Genomic DNA, 22,634 nt, shown 5'->3' on the forward strand with positions numbered 1-22,634 from the left:
CGGGGTTCGGGTTACGAGGTTCGGAGGTACGAGATATTATTGTAAAACTTTCACACACTTGTACTCTCCCACTCTATAACTAGATAAAAGGATAAGCTTTAAGGGTTAGAAATTCTTCAAAATTTTCGCAGAAAATCAATTCATTGAAAAGTTCTTTGGCGAGGTTGAATTTTCCGCTTTTGAATCGGGTTTCACCTACATATTTTTCAATATGATCCATTTCTTCTTTTTCCCATTGCAGTACCATGCTTCGGGTTAACGTTCTGTCATCACTCAGAACCGCTTCATTTTTCAGCCATTGCCAGATTTGTGTTCTTGAAATCTCAGCAGTAGCGGCATCTTCCATCAGATTATAAATGGCAGCAGCACCGGTTCCCATCAGCCAGCTTTCAAGGTAAAGAATTCCAACATTGATATTTTTACGGACTCCTTTTTCTGTGATTTCTCCTTTGGGAATTTCCAGCAGCTGGCTTTCTGTTATATGGTATTCAAATTTTTTATCGATCTGATTTTGGGAAGGCATATACTGGTCAAAAACTTGTTTTGCTACAGCTACCAATGCCGGATGTGCAACCCACGTTCCGTCGTGGCCATTTTTCACTTCCCTTTCTTTATCATTTCTTACTTTTTCAAAAGCAATAGTATTGGCTTCATCATCGTCTTTTACCGGAATTTGAGCGGCCATTCCGCCTATTGCATGTACATTTCTTTTATGGCAGATTTCAATCACCCTTTTTGAATAAGCACTCATAAAGGGAGACGTCATAGTTACCTGATCTCTGTCCGGAACGATAAATTCGGGAAGATTTCTGAATTTTTTAATGTAAGAGAAAATATAATCCCATCTTCCGCAATTCAGTCCGGCACTATGTTCTTTTAATTCAAATAAAATTTCATCAATCTGAAATGAAGCGGTAATTGTTTCTATTAAAACAGTCGCTTTAATGGTTCCCTCCGGAATTCCAAGATAGTTTTGCGCAAAAACAAAAACTTCATTCCACCAGCGTGCTTCCTTATAATGTTCCAGTTTTGGAAGATAGAAATAAGGACCGCTACCGTTTTCCAAAAGCTGTTTTGCATTTCTGAAGAAAAATATTCCAAAATCAGTCAGTGATCCGGAAGCTTTTTCTCCATTGATCTCAATATGTTTTTCTGGAAGGTGCAGGCCGCGTGGACGAACCTGTAAAACAGCCGTTTTTTCATTAAGGGTATAAGCCTTTCCATTTTCGTTAACAAAATCAATAGTCCGGTTAATGGCATCAGAAAGATTGATCTGTCCCTGAATACAGTTTTCCCATACCGGCGAGCTGCTGTCTTCAAAGTCGGCCATAAAGGTAGAAGCACCGGAATTCAAGGCATTGATAATCATTTTGCGGTCAACAGGACCGGTAATTTCTACTCTTCTATCCAGCATATCGTCAGGAAGCGGAGCACATACCCAATTTCCATTCCGGATGTCTGCAGTTTCTTTCAAGAACTCAGGAAGATTTCCTTTATCAAAATTTTGCTGAGTAATTTTTCTTTCTTCTAAAAGTTCAAGTCTTTTATGATTAAAGTTCTGATGAAGCGAAATCAGAAAATCTGTCAAATCGGGAGTAAATATTTCCTCAAACTGCTTCTGTGACTTTATTTCTAATTGAGTCTTTGTTTCCATAACTTATTGATTTTGTGATTTGATATTACAAACATAAATAAAAATTTTCACAAATAGCGAACGTTCGCTAAATTTATTTAAAAATTATTATGCGAATAATCGCATCTAATTATTTATATTTGAGTAATGAATTCAGAAAGCGACTTTATCAAAACAGTTTTCGGGCTAAAACTGAAACAGCAGAGACAAAAGAAAAACTGGTCTCTGCAGGATCTTGCTGTAAAGACAGGATTATCAAAATCTTACCTCAACGAAATTGAAAACGGAAAAAAATATCCCAAGCACGATAAAATCATTCAGCTTTCTGAAGCACTGAGCTGTACTTTTGATGATCTGGTTTCTACCAAACTTGATAAAAGCCTTTCCCCTTTCAATGAAATCCTGCAGTCTGATTTCTTTAAAGAAGTTCCGCTGGAGTTATTCGGAATTAATAAAAACAACCTCATCAGCATTATCAGCGATGCTCCGAAAAAAGTAACGGCTTTTATTAATGCACTGATCGAAATTTCTCAGAATTATAATCTTGGTAAGGAAAGATTTTATTTTGCCGTCTTAAGGTCATTTCAGGAATTATATGATAACTATTTTCCGGAAATTGAAGAAAAGGTTGATCTGTTTACCCGGGAAAATCAGTTACAACCCGGAAAAGATCTAAGGTCTGACATCCTGGAGGCAATTCTTGCAGAAAAATTCAGTTACACCATTCAGTCTGAAGATTTTGAAAAATATGGAACTCTGGATAATCTCCGCTCTCTTTTCATTCCTGAAAAAAAACTATTGCTGCTGAATCAAAAACTGGAAAAGGATCAGAAAACATTCATTCTGGCTAAAGAAATCGGCTTCAATGTACTGGAATTAAAAAACCGCCCCAATACCTATTCGTGGCTTGATTTCGGAAGTTTTGAAGAAATTCTGAACAACTTTTACGCCTCTTATTTCGCAGGAGCATTGCTCATTTCAAAGGAACCTGTCATTGAAAAGACCTCAGAATTTTTCCAGCAAAATACATGGGAACCTAAAAATTTTGAGAGTCTTATCAGCAGTTTCACCCATTCGCCTGAAACATTTTATTACCGGCTGACCAACATCCTCTCGGCTGAAATGGGAATCAAAGATCTTTTTTATTTATGTCTGGTAAAAAAGAAAAATTCGGATAAAATCCAGATTTTAAAGGAGCTTCATCTTAATCACCAGCAGGCTCCTCATGCCAATGCAATGAACGAGCATTACTGCAGAAGATGGATTGCGGTAAAAAATCTTGGTGATTTAAAAGAAAATGAAACCCTGACGGATGCTCAGGTTTCTCATTATAAAGATCAGGGAATAAGTTATCTGGTAATTTCTACTTCACAAAAAAATCCATTCTCAGATGGAAGTAACAGAAGTTATTGCCTGGGCATTTTACTGAATTCCCAAACGATAAAAAAGATAGGCTTTATCAAGTCTCCATCTTTAAAAACCATTAATGTAGGCGTTACATGCGAATCCTGCAGTATTCCTGACTGTGAAGTAAGACAGGCACCACCGGTAAGACTGGAAAAGGAACATTTTAATATGAGTATGAAAAATGCTGTTGAGAAGATCAGGAAGACGTTTGATGATATTTAAAAAGTGAATGGTGAATTGTCAATACGAATTTTTATGTGAGGTTCGGGATGCGGGATTCGGGTTTGTGAATAATCGATTTGCTGCTGAAATTTACGGGTAACTAATTTTTCTAAACGCAGAATTTACAAAGTTTTCTATACTATTTAATAGCTTTTTCAGGCGCTATGGCGTTCCACTCAACAACGAAAAAATTCCTTTTGCTACATGAAATAATTAGCTCATAAAATTCGCGAACAATAATAGTTCACTATTGACTTTGGGAAGCAAAAATTGACAATTATTTTCATATCTTAGTAAAAACACACTATGATATTAGACATATTGTTTCCTAACCGCTGCATTCACTGCAACAGAATCGTCGATCCTGAACTTTTGGTTTGTGATCTTTGTTTCAGCCAGATTCACTTTACCCATTACAATTATTTTGAAAATAATCCGATTAAGGAAAAATGCAGTTTATTTTTTCCCGTTGAAAACGCATTCGCTTTAATACAGTTTGAAAAGGAAGGTTTAAGCCGTCAGATTATTCACGATCTGAAATATAGAAGCAGGGAAAAAACAGGAAAAATCTTAGCCGATTGGACAGCAGAACGACTTGATTTCAAAGATAATTTCCCTGACCTTTTAGTAAGTGTACCACTTCATCCAAAGAAACTGAAGAAACGGGGATATAACCAGCTTCATTTGTTTACCGAAACATTATCTTCATTTTATAACATTCCTTTTGATCATAATTTAATCAAACGAAATCATTATTCTAAAGCACAGGCCTTAAAAGACAAGAAACACAGGCTGGAAACTGTGAATACATTCTCCACAACCAAGCCTGTTACCGGAAAACATATTCTTTTGATTGATGATGTTTTCACAACAGGAAATACGGTTTCATCAGTCGCGTGGGAGATTTTAAATGCCGGAGATAATAAAGTAAGTGTTTTGGTGATGGCTGAGGATGTTTGATATGGGAACGGGGTGCGAGGTGCGAGTTGCGGGGTGCGGGATTCGGGATTCGGGATTTCTGTACGGAGAAATAATCAAAAATATTTTTAAACCCGAAAACTCTCAGACACTCTTACGCTTCCACCTCATCCATTTTCACGATTCAATTCTTTTTCCTAATTTTCAGGAAACTATACAACTATGCCCAATCTGATTTTACTGCACGGAGCTTTAGGTCACAGCGACATTTTCAAACCTTATCTGAATGTCCTGTCATCCTATTTTACAGTTCATACTCCTCTTTTTTCAGGACATGGAGACCTGGAACTTCCTGAAGGCGGCCTCAATATTAAAAAGTATGTCGAGGAATTATCGGAGTATTGTAAAGTGAACCATCTGACAGACGTATCTATTTTCGGGCACAGCATGGGTGGTTATGTCGCACTTTGCTACGCAATGGAAAATCCTGACAATGTAAATTCTGTTATAACACTGGGCACAAAGTTCGACTGGACTGAAGAACAGGCTTTAAAAGAAAGTAAGATGCTTAATCCGGATGTTATCCTTGAAAAAATTCCGCAGTATGCCCAGCTTTTAGAATCACAACACGGAACAAAGTGGAAACAGCTTCTTCCTGGTATTGCTGATTTAATGATTGATTTAGGTAAAAATCCTCCTCTGGAAAATAATTTTGCTACAATTACCACTCCCGTTCAAATTATGGTGGGTGATAAAGATAATATGGTAACGCTGGAAGAGAGTTCAAGGGTTTACAGAAGCCTTCCAAATGCAAAACTGGCCGTACTTCCGGATACAAAGCATCCTATAGATAAAGTACGACCTGATTTATTATTGAACTTAATAAAAGATTTCTGGAATCTTTCTTAATTATCGCTGAAGTTTTTCTCCGTAGCTCAAATCCCCGGCATCTCCCAATCCTGGTGTGATATACCCTTTTGAAGTTAAGTGTTCATCAATGGCTCCTACCCAGATATGAGCTTCAGGATATGCATTCTGAACAGTTTCTACTCCCTGTTTCGATGCAATGGCTGCAACAATATGAAGCTGGGTTGGATTTCCGTTGGTCAGCAAATCTTTGATGGCTTCAATAAGAGAAGCACCAGTTGCAAGCATAGGATCAGCTACAATAAGTGGTCTGCCTTCAATACTTGGGCAGGTAAGATAATCCTGCTTGATTGAGAAATAATCGTTGGCATCATGTTTTCTGTAAGCTGCCACAAAACCGCAGTCTGCTCTGTCTAAATAGTTCAGGATTCCTTCGAACAACGGAACACCTGCTCTTAAAATGGTTGTAATAACCGGCTGCACAGCTATTTCCCTGCTTTTTATTGTATCTAAAGGAGTTTGAATTTCAACTTCTCTGTACTCCAGTCCTTTACTGATTTCAAAAGCGGCAATCTCCCCGATTCTTTCCATATTCCTTCTGAATCTCATTCGGTCATGCTGGATCGTAACGTTTCTAAGTTCGTTAATCCATTCGTTGACAAGAGAAAAGTGTTGCGATAAAATAGTAAGCATGAAAATTTTATTTTTAATTTCAGTTAATTGATATTAATTGCCGCAAAATTACAACTAAAAAACGAATTGAAAGATCGGGCTGGAAGAGAAAGTCTGGTTGGGTGATATAAAAAACTCCGGCAAGCTTCGCTTGCCGGAGTTTTCCGATGAACATTTGTTCTATTATTTTTGTCTGAAATACACTTCAATCGGAACTCCGGTAAATCCGAATTCTTTTCTCAGCTGATTTTCAGTAAATCTCTTATACGGTTCTTTCACATACTGTGGAAGGTTACAGAAAAACACAAACTGTGGTGACGGTGTAGGAAGCTGAACACAATATTTGATTTTGATATATTTTCCTTTCAATGCCGGCGGTGGTGTATTTTCGAAGATCGGAAGCATTACTTCATTCAGTTTTGAAGTTTTAATTTTCTTCTTACGGTCTTCATAAACCTGCATAGCTACTTCTACAGCCTTCAGAATTCTTTGTTTCGTTAAAGCTGAAACAAATAAGATTGGAATATCCTGAAACTGACCAATTTTATCTTTGATTGATTTTTCAAAATCACGCATCGTATTGGTCTGCTTGTCCTCGATCAAATCCCACTTATTCACTAGGATTACGATTCCTTTTCTGTTTTTCTGAGCCAGTCCGAAGATATTCATATCCTGAGATTCCCATCCCTGTGTAGCATCCACCATGATGATCACGACGTCAGAATATTCGATAGAACGGATCGATCTCATTACAGAGTAGAATTCAAGGTCTTCGTTTACCTTAGACTTTCTTCTCATCCCTGCAGTATCTACCAACACAAATTCGTGTCCGAATTTGTTATATAAAGTCTGGATACTGTCTCTCGTAGTTCCTGCGATATCGGTTACAATATTTCTTTCAACATCCAATAAAGCATTAGTCATCGTGGACTTTCCTACGTTTGGACGGCCTGCAATCGTAATTTTAGGCAATCCTTCAAATGGATCTTTATATTCTGTAGTAGGGAAATCTTTAACGATATCATCTAACAAATCCCCGGTTCCTGAACCTGTAGCAGAGGAAAGTGTGTAATATTTATCAATTCCTAACTGATAGAATTCTGTTGCAGGAAGTTCTTCCTTGGAAGAATCTACTTTATTGATAACAATATAAATAGGTTTGTTGGATCTTCTGAGAAGTCTGTAAATTTCATGATCTGTGTCAGTAAGCCCTTCTTCTACGTTCATCATAAAGATAATAGAAGTGGCTTCATCCACCGCTAATTGTACCTGCTTACGGATTTCTTCTTCGAAGATATCATCTGTACCTACATCATAACCTCCGGTATCAATTACCGTAAAGTCTACTCCGTTCCAGTCTGATTTTCCGTAGTGACGGTCTCTGGTAACACCAGCTGTAGAATCTACAATAGCTTCCCTTCTTTCTAATAAACGATTAAAAAGCGTGGATTTTCCTACGTTGGGACGTCCAACGATTGCGACAATATTTGACATAAAAAATGTTTAATAATCCTTTTGCTTTGCTCAGGATATGTTATTAATGGGTTACTCCAACTTTTGGAGCCCAATTTTTTTGCAAAGATAAGGTTTTATTATTTAACAGATTGAAGCTGGGAGAAGGAGGCTGGATGTTATTATCCATCGGACAAATTAATGTAAGCCCTACTCTTTCAATCTAACAATATATCCACAAATCTACTGTTTATGGGTAGAAGAAGATCTTTTTAAAAAATTTTAATGAAAAATAATTCTTTGGATATCAATACATAAAGCTGTCTTCTTACTAATTATGTTAATTAATCTTTAATTTAGATTTTCATATTTAAAATAATTTCTATAATTTCGCGGCATAGAAACAGACCCATGGTGTAGCGGTAACACTACTGATTTTGGTTCAGTCATCTGGGGTTCGAATCCCTGTGGGTCTACAATCTACAATTTAACCACTTGATTTTCAAGTGGTTTTTTATTATCTAGTCAATATACAGTCAATAAGTTTATTTTTCAAATATAATTTCAAAAATTTCTTCAATTGTTTTAAATTCTTTTTCTGCTTGATTTTCATTCTTTGGAATCTCTTTTCTAAATCTTAAATCTAATGCAGCAGGAATAATATATTGGTCAATATATAACCTAACCTCTTCTTCATCTGAAATTTTATAAATAAAGGCTTTATCACTTACTCTGTTAAATCCCTTATTAGCTATAAAATGTATGAAATCAAAATCTGTCTTTTCCATATTCTCGTTTTTCCAAATATAGTATTAAATTATCAACACCGATAAAATCTTTCAAATCAATAATGGATTATCCATTTTATATTTAACACAGTTATAATAACATCATTTTTGGAATCTTATATTAAAAAATAAAACCCCAAGAAATCTTGGGGAAATTAACGATTATAATCGTAGACTTTTATCTTAATTAGATGATTTTTAACTTAACTATTTTATCTGTTTCAAAAATATCATCAAGTATATCTTTGGACAAAAGTGTAAACTTAACAAAGTCATCCGAAGAATAAGATAAATCATTTTTAAAAATACTAACTGCATTTTTAAAACATGTTGCTTTATCTATAAAAACTTCAATTGGCTCTTTTTTCCTATATCCGTTTCTACTCATTTCAATTGAAAAATATTTATATTTCTTATCATCTATACAATTTAGATCTCTTGCTCTTCTTACAATAGATGACATTGATGTCAACCAGTAGCTTTTCAGTATTCCTAAATCACTTAACTTTAATCTTCTAAGTGAGTTCTTTATTACCTCTTTGGGCATAAGGAATTCTCCAGCAAATAAATTTGCTTCTTTTTCTTTATCCCTAAATGACGATATTGGAAAATAATTTTCATTATGCATTAAAAGATGCCCTAATTCATGAGCAATTGTAAAACGTTTCCTATCATTTGAAAAATTTTTATTGATAATAATAATAGGATAACCTTTGTCAGTAATAAAAGAGACACCATCAAAACTCTCATCATCATTAATCTCATAAATAATAATTCCTGATCTTTCCAAAATCGAAATTATATTTTTAACAGGTTCATCTTTTTCTAACTTTAGTAACTTTCTTGTATAGTTTGCAATATATTCAACGGAAAAATCATCTTCTACATTTAATGGTGATAAAGTAAATTCAGGCCACTCCAGTGATTCTGAAAATTCATCTATTAAATAACCAATGATCTTACATTTATTTTCAAATTTTTGAATTTTTGATTTGTTAACTGTAGCTTTTTTCCTGTAATTGGCATTTTCAATATTGCTATTAATTCTCTTATAAAAAAATTCCTCTGGGAAATCTAAAAATGATATAATTTTTTTTTTAATATCTTCTGACAAAACACCAAATCCTTTTTCAAATTTTGAAAGATTAGATTGAGAAAGTCCTTTAATTGAGTTAGCTAATTCAGTTTGTGAATATCCTCTATACTCGCGTGCGAATGTCAATTGTTTGTGATTCATAGCTATATAATAATTGCTTAAAAAGTTATCAAAGTGTTGCTTTTATTATTAATTAGCCTTTCTAACGTTTTTGTCTCCTTTTAATTTAGGAGCAACTTCATTATCCTGACTCTCATTTTTACCAGTAGATATAGGAATTAGTACTTCCATATCTTTTTCAGTTATGGTAAAATTTATTTCACCGTTATCAATATAGACCAACTGTGGATTCACAAATTCACCAAATCTATTCTTCTGATACCCAAAATATAAGATTGGTTCATCTTCATAATCTGATTCCGCAAATAGATCTAAGACTTGACTTTGATTTAAAATTGATTGTACACTATCTGTTTGAATGTTCATGGGTAATCCCTTTCCATTTAATTTCTTAAATAGAATTAAATATCCCGTAGTTCTTAATATCAGTCTTTTATACTTTCCATAAAAAGCCTTATCTCCAAAGTTTCCAGATAAAGCTTCTGCAATACTACTTTGCATTATATTAGCTTCAAGAGTTCTGGATCTGTGAGAAGGGTCAAATGACATTAATACAGCATTTGCCTTATCTAAAGCATCATAGAAGGTATTAAATAATAGTTGTAGTTCTTTTTTTAACTCAACTTTACATGTCGATTCCACTGCAAGTTTTCTTTTTCCTTGCATTCTTCTTGACAAATTATTATCTTTGTCACCTAAATTTTCTAAATTTCTTTGCATAAATTAATTTATAATTGTTGCAACACTTTGATAAACTTAAAAATCTCTGCTCCAACAGAGATTTTTTATTTAGACAAAGATACAAAAAAAAAACAATACTATATAATTACATCAATTTATTGTATATAATTTTTTAAAAATATTGTAATTCAATTGAAAGAACATAGTTATATTAAGAATTTTTCAACATCCTGAAAACCTATATCCTCTCTTGTTTTTATTTTTTTCATTATCTGAAGATATTTCTTAGTAGGTTTCCCATTATAAAACTTCTTAAAATGCTTTTTGTACAACTGCTCATACAATCTATCATCCAGATAAGAACCAAATGTCTTTTCCCAACTCCTCCACTTTTTAGATTGTAACTGCTTTTCATAATACACATCTTTAAAAGCTGTCCTGTGAAGAAAATAGCCGCTATTTAAATGCAACTTTCTACATACCTTAAATGTACTAGGACATACAAAAAACCATAACAATCCGTTTCCCAGGTTTGAAGGTCTTGTAATAAGCTGCACAGTATAATTGATCTTTTGAGACTGATTGTATGTATAGTCAAAGGTGATACTCCCTTTTATCTCAGTAGTATCTATAATAACTGTAATTGAACTCGTTCTTTCTCCGTTCTTATCAGTCCAAAAAAGGTTTCTACTCATAGAGATATTAGGCTCTAAATATCCCAGTTTTTTTAAGTCTGCAATAGTAATACACTTCAATCCCTCTACTTCATCAGGAAAATTACTCCAACGTCCCATAATTTCTATTTTTAATTGTTAGTATTCTGGATATATTTGTCTAGCTATTTACCCCAGCACTTGCTTTATCAAATTTTAATAAGCCATCCTAAAACTTCTAAGTCGTTTTGTTTAAATTAATAACCTAAATTATTAAGGAACTTTCCACGTATTTCAGAACGTTTTCATGCGAAACCCTTTATTCATAGTACTTACAGACTATTAAAAATATGTCAAAAATTACACTTGTTAAAAGCAACTTATATTCTTTGCAAATCTCCTTTACTCTTCGATAAATACATCAATGTCAGGCAATTCAAAATCTGCGTTTTCCACTAAACTTGGTATATCTATATCCATTTCTGGCATTTCAATTTCAGGGAAATCCATATCTATTCCAGGTATTTCTATATCTAATTTTGTTACAACAAGTTCAGGTATATCTATTTCAACATCTAAGATTGAAATATCAAAACCCGGTTCAAAGGTTTCACTTTCCAGTTCTTGTAAATTCTGTTTTATCTTTTTATCGCGTTCTTTATTTTCTATTATATTTTGCTGCATATTTTTTGACAAATCATAATTTTTCATATTGGCATTTTTGAACTTTTTTTCTGCTATAATTTTCTTTCTCATAGTCTTAATATTTAAAGTACTGAATTTAGACTTTTTTACTCTATATCTGAATGGTAAAAAAGTCCAAACATTCGTTTTTTAGCTTAATTAAAATTGTTGGTAAAAAAGTCTAAACTTTTGCTGTCAATCTTTCTATCTTTTGTTTGATTAATTCCGAAACTTTACCTTTCAAATTCTGAGAATATTTCAATGTCATTTTTTCAAATCTGCTTTTGTGGTAGTATTTATCCTTTTTGTTGAGGTTAATCCAATAATTAGGATTCCTGTAATCCTTGAGCTTAGTAATTTCCGTTCCTCTCATCTTAGTTTCATCCATAGTGTAATCGTAGAAATAAACTTCCTGAAACTCTTTTAATAAGAGGCTGTTAAGAGACTCAATGATTTCAGGCTTTGCAATATCGGGTAAATGCATAAGTCCCAAATCGTTTAGTATATTCATTTTCAAAAATTTGATTTCAAATCGTAAGGTATTGGTCTTAAGTTGCTTTTCTATTGTTTCTTTCAGAAAACTTATTTCTTCCTGATCCTGTTCATTTTTTATATTGGGTTTTTGGGCTATCCTTTTCAATCTTTTCTTATACTGTGCAGTTTTATTATAAATCTTAATAATGTATTCTGTTTTGGCAGACTGATAATAAAAAGAACCTGAAATAGTTTTATTAAATTCTACTGATCGGTGAAAAAGTAAATTTTGTAATATCACGTTAGGATCAAATGGTAATTGGATATTAGTCCCAATTTCAATATTTTCCAGCCTGCAATATTCAGGTTTCAATCCAAGTTCAGTTTCAAGGTCTTGTAATGCTGAGGAAAAATTGATCATATCAAAATCATTTCCGTTAAAGTCTGTACGATTAAAAAATTTGTGAATACTTCCCTTTACCATTACCCGACCGGAAGCATATTTGATAATCTTCATTCCGAAATATTCCCCCTCTTTCTTATTGTCGGTTTCTCCGGTTTCATTGTTTACAGAAATAATAAAATCGGTCTTGTCGGTGGGAAGCTCATAATCTTTATCCATATACTGAATTTTTACAAAGTCAATCGGCATAATTCTTATCTTTGTAAAGACAATAAGTTAGACATTTGTCAAAGTTTGAATAACAAAAGGGATATAAGCTTTATTTTCCTTTTTTATGGGCTATACTTTGAGCGAGTTCTTTTATTCTCTCTGCTAATTCAGATTTCTCACACGGATAAAATTTTGGAAAAATACTGAGTTCAGTTAACTGGCAATCCTTCGGATACCAGACAATACATAAACTTCTTTTATTTCCTACAAATACATCTGTATAATAGAAACTACTAATTCCTGTCGGTTTTAATCCTAATTTTGTACATACAGACCAGTTGGAGGTATCACGAAGCCGTAAAAGATTATTGAATCCACTAAAGGTATTATAACCGTTGTTTTTTTCGATACGGATCAGTTCAGGGAAAAGATTCTCTTTAACAGATTGTTGTAGCCCTTGTCTTTTATACTGTCGAAAGGTCTTTTTAACTTTATCTAACTGGTAGATAATGCTTGTATATTCTTGATTGTTACTAGCAAATGACATGATAGAAAATTTAATCGTTAACAATCATTGCATTTTCTATCTCGTCCAGCCTGTAATAAACTCTTGCACCAAGTTTATAGGATTTGAGTATTCCACGTTTCCGCCATTCATGAATCGTGGGTTTGGTCACACCAAAACGTTCGCAGATGTCTTCTGCGGAAAGGTATCGTTTCGGTTCATTTTCTCTGAAGGTTTTTTCCAGATCTGTAAGTAAGGATTCTTTAACCTTACTTACAATTTCGTTGATGAGGATCTCGGGTTCTACCCCGATAAAATTTATAGATTCCATTGTATTGTGGGTTTTATTTGTTTCACAATACAAAGGTTGAAATTATACTTACCGTATTTTATTAATCAGGGGTATGGATGGGGTATAGTTGGGGTCCATTTTAATTTAAATTACAGTTTCTTTTCATTAATGTATCTTTGTGCAAATTCTAAGTGCTTTTTAGTTATCTGCTTCTGGGATGTGCTATTCTGGCCTATTAAAGAAAGGCAATACTTCTTTACATTATCTTCATTTCCACCAACTATTGCATGGACAATACGATAGATATTTTCCTTATTTGGGACGGTATTATTTAATTCATTAATTAAATTTAAAGAATTTAACATCGCAATTCTGATAGGGATATGATTATCGCTAGGAGATACTACAAAATCACGATTCGAAAATCGAATAATACTAATAAAATCATTATAAAGTATAAATCCATATAGCTTTTGACAGAAATTTGATAAGATCTGGATAGATTCATTTTTGCATTCAACAGAATCAGAAAAATAAAGGTAAAACATAAGATCAAAAAGAGGATCTTTTATATCAAATTCAAGTTCAGACTTCAAGTCTCTTAAGTATTCAGCAAATATTGTGAGAATATTGTCTGTCTCAAAATAAATCCTGTTATTTTTTTCATTAAGAGCATATTCAAATGTTGAAAATATCTTTTTTAAATTTTCTGTAAGAGAAAATTTCTCAAATAAATCCTCTTTCATTTCATCTTCAATAATTTGCAACTCTTCCTCAACTATAGGCCCCTCAATTAGAAAAGCTTCATTAAAATTTCTAAAAATTATATTCATCGCCATTTCTAAGTTTCGGATGAGAATTGACTCATACGCTAAAACATTCCATAGAAATAAATCTTCTTCTAATTCTTGTAATCTATTTACATCTTCCATTGTATTAGTTTTTGTGTTAGATAAATCTATTTAAAAACAATTGAAATAACAAAGCCTTACATATAAATCAACTAATTAATAGTATGTTATTCACAACTTCTTTTCATTGATATATCTTTGTGCAAATTCTAAGTGCTTTTTAGTAATTTGCTTTTGAGAAGTACTACTTTGACCGATTAATGAAAGACAATACTTTTTAACATTATCTTCATTTCCTCCGACTATAGCGTGAAAAATACGGTATATATTCTCCTTGTTTGGAATAGAATTATTTAATTCACCTATTAGATTCAAAGAGTTTAAAAGAGCAATTCTTATTGGAATATTGTTGTCATTGGGTGATACTAAAAAATCACGGTTAAAAAACTTTACCAGTCTTACATAATCCTGGTAGACCATATAATAGTACAAGTTCATAATAAATTCAACCATAAGATCCCAGGCTTTATCTTTATTAACCTTTTTATCTGAATAATACAAATAATAAAAAAAATCAAAAATAGAATTCTCATGATCAAACTCTAAAAACATTTGTACTAATAAGATATTTTGAAAAAACATTCAATATACAGTGACTTGGAAAGTATATTTTATCAAAAGACTCATCAATAGCATATTGGAAATTACAAAATATTTCTTTAGCCTCAGTTGTTATGGAAAATCTCTTTTCTATAATAAGCTGTATATCCGACTCAAACTCTAAAATGAAATCTTCACTAGTAGGGACATCTGCTTCTAAAATTTTTCTAAAACCCTTACATCCGGCATTTATTGCTTGCTCAAGAGCTACTATTAAATCAGACTCATGGGCAAAGACAGAATTTATAAACAGATCTAGCTCCAAGTCTTCCAAATCTCCTTCATATTTTTTTATAATCATTTACTACGTGTTTTGATTGAATTTATATTTTCTAAGCTTTAGCTAAGCTGAGATATAGATACGTCAAATAATGTCGTATTAAAAAAAAATTATAACTATCATTTTTGTATACTGACGGTATTAGGAATCACAATTCAAAATATCCACTTAAAACCTGAGGGCATTAGTTAATCCTGATATATAAAAAACAGAACATTTAAGATCAATGTTCTGTTTAATTACTATTTGTTTTTTTACGAAGCATCATTTATGCTATATTCATACAGTCTTTGGTTATTTCTTCTTAAGAAGGTGAATAATCTAAGTAGAATGTGAAGAAGTTTCTAAGCCTTCTAAATCATTTATAAAAGGCAAATATTCATTTGGATATTCAAATTTATCATTCATGATTATCTAAATACCGTTGTAATAAATCAAAAATATTCTCATCTTCCATATTATAATATTTGTCATCCAATTCATTTAGCTTATCGAATAACAAATCGTCAAAATCTACAATTTTCGAAAATTCTCTATTAAAAATTAGATGTCTAAACTTGTCTTCTATAAAATACTCCTCGTTGACAAGGTGAGTTGCAGAATCTAATAAGTCGGCTCTGTGAGTTGCCTCTATTAAATTTAAATTTTTAATAGTTAAATAAGCAAATTGCCCATAAGAATTGAAGAAATATTGATGGAATCCTCCATTTTCAATCTGCCAATTAAGTAAAATAACAGTATATACAACTTGTTGTGCCTTGGGTAAATTTAAAACATAATTATACCATAAATCACAGTCTTTTAATGTTTCTTCATCTAGTCCTATTACCGCTTCAGAATAAGTTTTGTCAATTATATTATTTTCCATTTTTTAAATCTATTTTATAAAAGCATTAGGATACATTGTTTTATTTAATTGTATTAATTCTTGTAAAGCACTATTAGGAATTCCTTGACTACCGTAGACACGTCTTAATTCAAAAATATCTCTTGCTAGAAGCTGTCTAGCACTTGTAAAGCTTCCAGGTCCTCTCGTTATTGCCATTCTACCAATCTCGGGGATAAGTTTACGATGTCCGGCAACTGGTACTAGTATAGTTGGTGCGGTCTTATGATCGTAACCAGAAACTAATCTCTTCATTATTGCACTTTGTCCTGCATGATGTGCATCTAATCCCGCTTCTATTCCTCTTAGTTCATTATATGCACCAACTCTCCATAAATTACTTTCCGCTTTTACAATTCCAGTTTCCGCCTTTAAAATCGCAGGGGCAGCTTTACCTTTTGTCGTAATAATTGCAATAGCGGCTAACCCCAAAGCAGCTTCTTTATTTTCGGGTTTTGCATTTGCAGCCAAAATTCCTAAAACCTCCCACATGCTGTCCATCATTTGAGCAGAACCATTATGTAACACTGGCCTACTTAGAATCATCAATGCTTCTTCATGAGAAAGTGGACGAGGAAGTATTCCCAGGTTTTGTAATCCACCTTTTACCCCCGCTCCTGTATAACAATAGGAACAGGTTGGTAAGTTACTGCCAGACATAGCCCTAAGTGGAGCATTGAGTACAATTTCACCTACATCGATAGGACTTCTTTCAGTTCCTATAACAGGTTCAGCACTATTTATTGGCTCTCCTTCCAATCCTGTTGGATCTGCAAAAAATATCGGATTATTATATGCATACCCATAAGGATCAAACGTTGATGCACTTAATGGGTCATGTTGTCCGAATATTCCCAATTCTGGCATATACAATCTTGCTCCAAGATCATAAAAACCTGTTTCCTGTAACTCCTGACCTAAGAACTTATAATTTTTATAACTGCTCTGCCCGAATATTGAGTTTCCGGTCTTCAAATGATTCATCCCAAAAGGATAATAATCATTGGCATCTACAATTTCTAGAACGCCTGCGCTGTTTCGTCCGAAACTTAACCTTACATTTCCTAATAGATCTTTGTACTGGTAAATATACTGATCTTTTTCATAATCATAATACCCTTCGGAAGTTGGAAAAAATTGAAGATTGGGAGTTTTAGACGATACAATTGAAAAGCTATTTACTTCAGAAGTAAAAGCCTCCATTTCCATGGCTGTTGACATTTCTTTTGCCAATGCCAGAGACTCACTATCTCCGCTCCCTCCACTTGATGTAGTACTTAAATACTGAAAACCATCAAGATAATCTGTTATTTTACTTACAGTATAACAGTTAGTAATCCCACATTCTAAACTTGGGTTTATTTTCTGAAGCTTAGTTCCGTCTGCACTATAAGTATATGCAAGATAATCACCTAAAACAGTAGACATGACAATCTTATCAGGGAGATTCAGAAAATTATATTTGATAGAGTTTACTTTTTTATCTAAAAGAGTGATTATATTTCCATTAGCATCATAACTAAAAGTATTTCCTCCTCCTTCATATCCCGTTGAGTTACCTGCATTATCATTGATCCTGGAAACTTTAGCTCCTGAATACGTATAATTAAGGTTATCAATAACCGTAGCCGTGGTATTATTGTTCTCAATAACAGCTGTCCTGTACAGATTGGTTATTTTTCCATTGACATCATAAGCCAGAGATTCAGTATTTTCTTTACTATATGGATTGTTAGGGTTCTGATAGTATCCTGCCACAAGCCTATTCAGTTTATCATAGGAGTACCCATACCTTTTAGGAGTCATGGAAGGATTTACGCCAGGAGTTTCTACAATCCTCCAGTCAACCTCCGCAATGTTTCCATTAAATTTCGGAAGTACGTCTTTCCCTGAAAATAAGACCGAATCAGGATTGGAAATCCCATCTCTCTGATTGTATTTCACTTTGTATGAAAATAATTTTCCTCCTAAATTTGGTAGAGACATCTCTTTTTCATTAATCCCTGTCATCCAACCTCTAATATTGTAAGAATAATCTATACTTTGCAACCCATTACCTACTTTCTTACTGATAAGCTCGGATAATTCATTATAAGTATTTTCCGTCAATAATTCTTCCGGACGATTATCTACCTGATGCCAATGTTTCAAAAGACGATATTGCGCATCATATTCAAAATGTTCCTTGATGGTAACTCCTACTTCATTGTTTCTTCGTTTGTGTGAAGTGATCATTTGCTTGGGAATACCTGAAAAGTCTAATTCTGCTTCTGTTTTGGTATATCCACCCAAATGATTGATAGAATGTGTACCAATCTGACGCCCTTTCAGGTCGTACCATATATAATTTTTAGTCCAGTTGGTATCATTAATATTTCTTACATAGCTTGCCGTAGGAAGCCCGCGGATAGCCCGACTCGTTGTAATGCCATTAACGGTCATCGAAGATGCGATGGAAGCAAGTGTATTCTGACCCAGGATATTGTCAGGTCTTACAGGTGCATCCGGAGGATACTGATCGTAATAGTTCACACTAAGTATGGTCATACTCTCGATCGGAAATGCATCCTTAGTGTAATAAATATTCATTCCATTCTGAACAATAGGATTACTACTGATTTTTTCATTATTGGAAGACATACTGTTTAAAGTATTCTGCATTACCTGTCTTGTAGCAGTATTAGTAAAAAAACCTGTGTAAACAATTCTTCCTATTTGATCATACTTTGTAAATATCCATCCTTTTGCACCGAAATTATTAGTAGTAGTCCTCAGGTTTCCATCCTGGAGGAGGACAATCCTATCTTGTTGGTCGTATACCATGAATTCCCAATCCTTACCCGGAAATTTCTTTTCCACCAATCTGTCCTGATTATCATAACGGTATTGATAACATAAATTATCTACAACCTCTGGTGTCACTTTATTACCGGCATTAATTGTTTGTACTGCTAAAGGAGGAATGACAAATGTTTGTTGTCCATATTCATTGTAAACATAATAGGTATCCACATTTTTAGTCCCATCATTCTTTCTGGACAGAATCAATTGACCTTTAGAATTCATGAACCGAACAGTCTTATTACCGTCCTCATCAGTCACTGTATTTTTATACAATGTTCCGGCTTTATAAAATCCTCCAGATACATAAGGTGTATTCTCAACCGACAGAGTTACAAGATAATTTGCAACAGCTACATTAGAAACAGTAGCCCAAGTTGTATTAACCACAAATTTTCTAACTTCCGAATCTGTATTAGAGTCATACGTATATTTTACAGTTTTTCCATTGGTCATTTTCCATGGATCACCGGGAGCTGCTTGTTCCTGAATTCTTGCTAGTGGTGAATTTTCAACTTTCTTCTCACCATAATAATTGGAAGCTGTCCCATATACTGTCCCTGCTCCGGTCATATCGGGAACGGTGAAAATACCACCATTATTGGTTACCTGTTGAGGTAATGGAAGCATATCTTTTACCTGTCTTCCAAAAATATCGTATTCTACAGGCACAACAATATCTTTTCCAGTAGCCGTTGCTTTAATGGAAATATCCTGTTTAGGTCTTCCCAAACCATCAATATAACCTACCTGTTGTAACTGTTTCGCAGTATTGCTGGTAGAAGTAACAGCTTCTAAGTATGTTCTGCTATAAATATAGTTTTCGCTCTGTGTCAAATTTTGCGCATTCATAGACAAAACAGCAGATAAAGAAACGGCTATAGTTAGCAAATATTTTTTTATAATTGTGCTCATGGTTTGTAATTATAGTTTAGTTCTTTTAAAATATTATTATTGGCATCTACCACTGACTTTAATCGGCCTGCAGAATCATATTTATAAAATTCCCTTAATCCCGTTGGCGGAGTTATGCTTGTTATTCCGATAAGAGGATCGTAAGTATAAGTGGTAATATTGTAATTTTTAAAAACATCCTGATTTCTGAAATCATCCATAGCTTTCATGAGTAATTTTTCTTTACTTTCATCTGTATCATCATTGGATTTTGCGATTATTTCAGCTGCAAAACTTAAAGCTTGCTGATAGGTCGATCCTTCTATCTTAGCGATTGGTAATGTATTGTTATATCCCCAGATAATAGCAGTAGGAACACTTCCTTTTGTGGTATATTGTAACATATTTCCCTGACTATCGTATTGGTTGAAGTCAACCATATTTTTAGATGATGCAGAATTGTCTTTATCAAATTTTTGTGAGGCTATCGGAAGAATCAGATTACCTGTCTGCATATTTTTTGCATAAACTGTTTTTGTTTTAGAAATCATCACCCCATTTTCTTTTACTTCAACTTGTAAAGGAACCCCCAACATATTGGCCGCAATCATATCTGTGTTACTTTGCTCATGTGCGTATTGATACGATGTTTCTCCGGCAAAGTCTGCAGAACTTATATTGATAAGTGTGGGATTGGTATGTTTATAATTACTGTCATATGTATAGGTAGTTAGTTGATCTATTCCATTAGGGTTACCCGTGAAATAATTGGTCGTTTTCATCGTTTTTTTCTTTACCCATGCAGATGTTATTTCGTATCGGTTAACGGTGAAAGTGGTAAAATTAGCAGCTATTGCTTTTATTCCAATTACATAAGGTCGAATAGGCAGATTAGGAAATCCCGAACTATAGTCATTGGAAAAACTGTTAAAATGATTATCGAAATCATAAGTAATATCCTCTTTTTTCACCAGTCTTTTCTGCGAATCATAATATTTACGACCTGTTAAAATACCACGAGCAAACTGATTGTTAGCATAGGTGAAAATAGGATTTCTGGCGTTTTTAGCATTGGTATGACTAAGGTTCATATATTCATCTGTTATTTCATAAGTTTCGCTACTTCCAATACCTTTTACTCTGGTTGTTACCCTATCATAAACTGTAGGTTTACCATTAATGGTTGTTATATTGAAATTTCCGGTATTGCTGATTACCATCTGTTCACAGCTATATCCGGCGACTTTGTCTTCTGCAATTTCCTGGATATAGGAATAGTCTATGTCATCCGCCATATATTTGCCAGTAGATTTTCCATTTTCATCTTTATAAACAAACTCTGTCTCATGAGTTACGGTGTTGGCATCGCTCTTCTTTATTTTCTCTACCCGTATTCCTCCCACGGATTTATTATACTCTTTATTTTCAGATACACTATCAACCCATTCCACATTTAAAGTAGCATAATGGCTGCTGTTTACGTTTCCTACTTTTCTTATTCTTATTTTATAGGAAGGCTTTTTATCTTCAATAACTTCATATTGTTTATTGATCAAGAATGTTTTGAGAACTGTGTTATTATTGTCCAATAGTTCTCCTACAAAATGAGGCCCTTCCGGAAGACTTCCTTCCGAACCATCATTCGGGCTTGTTGTGCTTTGAAAAGTAATTTTAAGATCCACTTTATTTCCGTCTCTGTTCACATTGAAAGTTCCACCCAATGGCTCCAGATTAGAAATCATGAACTGTTTCTTAGCCAGCTTTGTTTCCGTTCCGTTAAAGTAAAAATCGTCCAACCCATATTCAAGGTTCATTTTACCTCCCGTTGGATATTGAATCTCTTTTAAGCTTCCTGAGACTGCATAATTAACATCCGGGTTTTTATCATCTCCATAACCATAGGTCTTATCGTCATAAGTTATGTAGGGAATCCCCTGATTGAAAGTTTTTCCGTTGTAGAAGCCAACGTAATCTGTTTGCTCAGAAAATCTGTTAGGTAAAGGATAGTTTTCATAGTATTGAAGTTTATATTTTGAATTATCCTTCAGATTAATAATTTCTTTTAATTTGAGTCTTTTGGTTAAATAGGGAAAATCTCCTTCATAGCCAGGAACAACAGGAGAATCTGTACTGACAAAATAATCTTTTACTAAACTATATTCTGACACCAATGTCTGTTGAGGATTCCTGACCTCAACTTTAGTAAGTGAAAGACCATTATTAATATCTTCACGACTGCTATACATGAATTTAACCTGACTTCCTTCGAATTCAATACTTTGTAATACATTTTCTGAAAGAACTTTTGTTCTTGTCACAAATTCTTCATAGACTGTTCCATTTTCGATATTGCAGGCTCTACCAACTCTAAATCCTTTGTAAAAGCTACTGAGATAATTATAACTGCTGATTTGGTAATTGAACTTTATTTCCTTTCCGGTTGGCAAAAGAATTTTTGTAATTACAAAATCTGTCGTATTGAAATCCTGAGGTTCGGGCACATTTCCACCTCCTACATTCTGAATTTGATTTCCTGCTTTGAAATAATATTTTATACCCTGATTATCTGTTACAACGAATGAATCCTCAATCTTGACAGTACTGTAAGGGATCTGAATAATTTTACCTAAACTATCATAATAAAACTCACCCGAATTACTCCCTATAGAATAAGAATAAATATCAGGCTGGGTATCCGGTGCACCCATTCCTGCTTTAAGGGTCATTGCCAAATTATAATCATTAGCATTTCCAGGAACAGGATTAAAAGTATCAGGATTAATATATTGAATCTTTCCTTTATCCTCTTTTCCAAAAATCTGCTTTGATAAAGAAAGATTCCCTACAGATAATGACCACCCAAGTCCAACTTTAGAGGACGTCTCTTTAACTTTTACTCCAGATGCATGATATTTTAAAGAAATTGGTAAACTAAAATCTCCTACTTTTATAGTATACAGAGGAATATCAATTCCTACAGCTCCTGTATAGGTAGAAGTAGGAATATCTGTATGTTTTGACAGCTGGCTAGCGTCTGGTGATTTTATCGTTAAGTTATATTTGCTGTCTTTTGCCTCTACAGACTGTGAATAGCTAAGAGCATATCCACAGATAACCAAAGAAGCTGCAATTATTTTTTTCATCT

General features: G+C 33.6%; 20 protein-coding genes and 1 tRNA gene. 4 read left to right on the forward strand and 17 right to left on the reverse strand.

What is annotated here, in order from left to right; translation table 11 throughout:
• Positions 1-79 precede the first annotated feature (79 nt).
• On the reverse strand, positions 80-1,654 hold the full coding sequence (gene aceB / locus V0410_RS11180) for a malate synthase A (protein WP_330747582.1): 1,575 nt from the start codon (positions 1,652-1,654) through the stop codon (positions 80-82).
• 126 nt (positions 1,655-1,780) lie between these two features.
• On the opposite strand from aceB, the gene V0410_RS11185 reads away from it, so the two are divergent.
• From V0410_RS11185 to V0410_RS11195, 3 genes are all read left to right on the forward strand, one after another.
• The gene (locus V0410_RS11185; RefSeq protein ID WP_330747583.1) at positions 1,781-3,262 is read left to right on the forward strand and encodes a helix-turn-helix domain-containing protein; all 1,482 of its coding nucleotides are present in this window, start codon (positions 1,781-1,783) and stop codon (positions 3,260-3,262) included.
• A 306-nt stretch (positions 3,263-3,568) separates the two neighbouring features.
• On the forward strand, positions 3,569-4,222 hold the full coding sequence (locus V0410_RS11190; protein WP_330747585.1) for a ComF family protein: 654 nt from the start codon (positions 3,569-3,571) through the stop codon (positions 4,220-4,222).
• Positions 4,223-4,402: 180 nt separating this feature from the next.
• Entirely contained in the window at positions 4,403-5,089 is a 687-nt protein-coding gene (locus tag V0410_RS11195) for an alpha/beta fold hydrolase (protein ID WP_330747587.1), read from the forward strand.
• Here V0410_RS11195 and upp read toward each other — a convergent pair whose 3' ends face one another.
• Both upp and der read right to left on the reverse strand, forming a co-directional pair.
• Entirely contained in the window at positions 5,090-5,740 is a 651-nt protein-coding gene (upp, locus tag V0410_RS11200; protein ID WP_062676151.1) for a uracil phosphoribosyltransferase, read from the reverse strand.
• Between the two features lie 162 nt (positions 5,741-5,902).
• Positions 5,903-7,213: a ribosome biogenesis GTPase Der gene (gene der, locus V0410_RS11205; RefSeq protein ID WP_110008006.1), complete on the reverse strand. Its 1,311-nt coding sequence runs from the start codon at positions 7,211-7,213 to the stop codon at positions 5,903-5,905.
• A 363-nt stretch (positions 7,214-7,576) separates the two neighbouring features.
• On the opposite strand from der, the gene V0410_RS11210 reads away from it, so the two are divergent.
• Positions 7,577-7,647: transfer RNA gene (locus V0410_RS11210), tRNA-Gln, on the forward strand.
• A gap of 69 nt (positions 7,648-7,716) precedes the next feature.
• Here the strand turns inward: V0410_RS11210 and V0410_RS11215 are convergent.
• From V0410_RS11215 to V0410_RS11280, 14 genes are all read right to left on the reverse strand, one after another.
• Positions 7,717-7,959 carry a hypothetical protein gene (locus V0410_RS11215; RefSeq protein WP_330747590.1) on the reverse strand — a complete coding sequence of 81 codons (243 nt, stop codon included), beginning with the start codon at positions 7,957-7,959 and terminating at the stop codon, positions 7,717-7,719.
• Positions 7,960-8,146: 187 nt separating this feature from the next.
• Positions 8,147-9,196: a helix-turn-helix domain-containing protein gene (locus V0410_RS11220; RefSeq protein WP_330747592.1), complete on the reverse strand. Its 1,050-nt coding sequence runs from the start codon at positions 9,194-9,196 to the stop codon at positions 8,147-8,149.
• 48 nt (positions 9,197-9,244) lie between these two features.
• Positions 9,245-9,895: a hypothetical protein gene (locus tag V0410_RS11225; RefSeq protein ID WP_193544236.1), complete on the reverse strand. Its 651-nt coding sequence runs from the start codon at positions 9,893-9,895 to the stop codon at positions 9,245-9,247.
• A gap of 167 nt (positions 9,896-10,062) precedes the next feature.
• A complete protein-coding gene (locus tag V0410_RS11230) occupies positions 10,063-10,650 on the reverse strand; it encodes a hypothetical protein (RefSeq protein WP_330747596.1) in 588 nt (195 codons plus the stop codon).
• Positions 10,651-10,911: 261 nt separating this feature from the next.
• Complete coding sequence (locus V0410_RS11235) at positions 10,912-11,265, reverse strand: hypothetical protein (protein WP_330747597.1); 354 nt, start codon at positions 11,263-11,265, stop codon at positions 10,912-10,914.
• A 109-nt stretch (positions 11,266-11,374) separates the two neighbouring features.
• Positions 11,375-12,319, reverse strand: a complete 945-nt coding sequence (locus V0410_RS11240; protein WP_330747599.1) for a hypothetical protein — start codon at positions 12,317-12,319, stop codon at positions 11,375-11,377.
• Between the two features lie 70 nt (positions 12,320-12,389).
• Positions 12,390-12,827 carry a hypothetical protein gene (locus V0410_RS11245; protein WP_330747601.1) on the reverse strand — a complete coding sequence of 146 codons (438 nt, stop codon included), beginning with the start codon at positions 12,825-12,827 and terminating at the stop codon, positions 12,390-12,392.
• Between the two features lie 10 nt (positions 12,828-12,837).
• Positions 12,838-13,116, reverse strand: coding sequence for a helix-turn-helix transcriptional regulator (locus tag V0410_RS11250; RefSeq protein WP_241280090.1), 279 nt, complete (start codon positions 13,114-13,116; stop codon positions 12,838-12,840).
• Between the two features lie 110 nt (positions 13,117-13,226).
• Positions 13,227-14,009 carry a hypothetical protein gene (locus V0410_RS11255; protein ID WP_330747604.1) on the reverse strand — a complete coding sequence of 261 codons (783 nt, stop codon included), beginning with the start codon at positions 14,007-14,009 and terminating at the stop codon, positions 13,227-13,229.
• A gap of 90 nt (positions 14,010-14,099) precedes the next feature.
• A complete protein-coding gene (locus V0410_RS11260; protein WP_330747606.1) occupies positions 14,100-14,540 on the reverse strand; it encodes a hypothetical protein in 441 nt (146 codons plus the stop codon).
• On the reverse strand, positions 14,524-14,889 hold the full coding sequence (locus V0410_RS11265; RefSeq protein WP_330747608.1) for a hypothetical protein: 366 nt from the start codon (positions 14,887-14,889) through the stop codon (positions 14,524-14,526). Before V0410_RS11265 ends, V0410_RS11260 begins: the two co-directional genes overlap by 17 nt.
• 379 nt (positions 14,890-15,268) lie before the next feature.
• Positions 15,269-15,736, reverse strand: a complete 468-nt coding sequence (locus V0410_RS11270; protein WP_330747609.1) for a DMP19 family protein — start codon at positions 15,734-15,736, stop codon at positions 15,269-15,271.
• 9 nt (positions 15,737-15,745) lie between these two features.
• Entirely contained in the window at positions 15,746-19,510 is a 3,765-nt protein-coding gene (locus V0410_RS11275; RefSeq protein WP_330747611.1) for a DUF6443 domain-containing protein, read from the reverse strand.
• A complete protein-coding gene (locus tag V0410_RS11280) occupies positions 19,507-22,632 on the reverse strand; it encodes a hypothetical protein (RefSeq protein ID WP_330747613.1) in 3,126 nt (1,041 codons plus the stop codon). Before V0410_RS11280 ends, V0410_RS11275 begins: the two co-directional genes overlap by 4 nt.
• Positions 22,633-22,634 lie beyond the last annotated feature (2 nt).

It is taken from the genome of Chryseobacterium sp. CP-77 (assembly GCF_036362765.1).
In the GTDB taxonomy this organism is placed as follows: domain Bacteria; phylum Bacteroidota; class Bacteroidia; order Flavobacteriales; family Weeksellaceae; genus Chryseobacterium; species Chryseobacterium cupriresistens.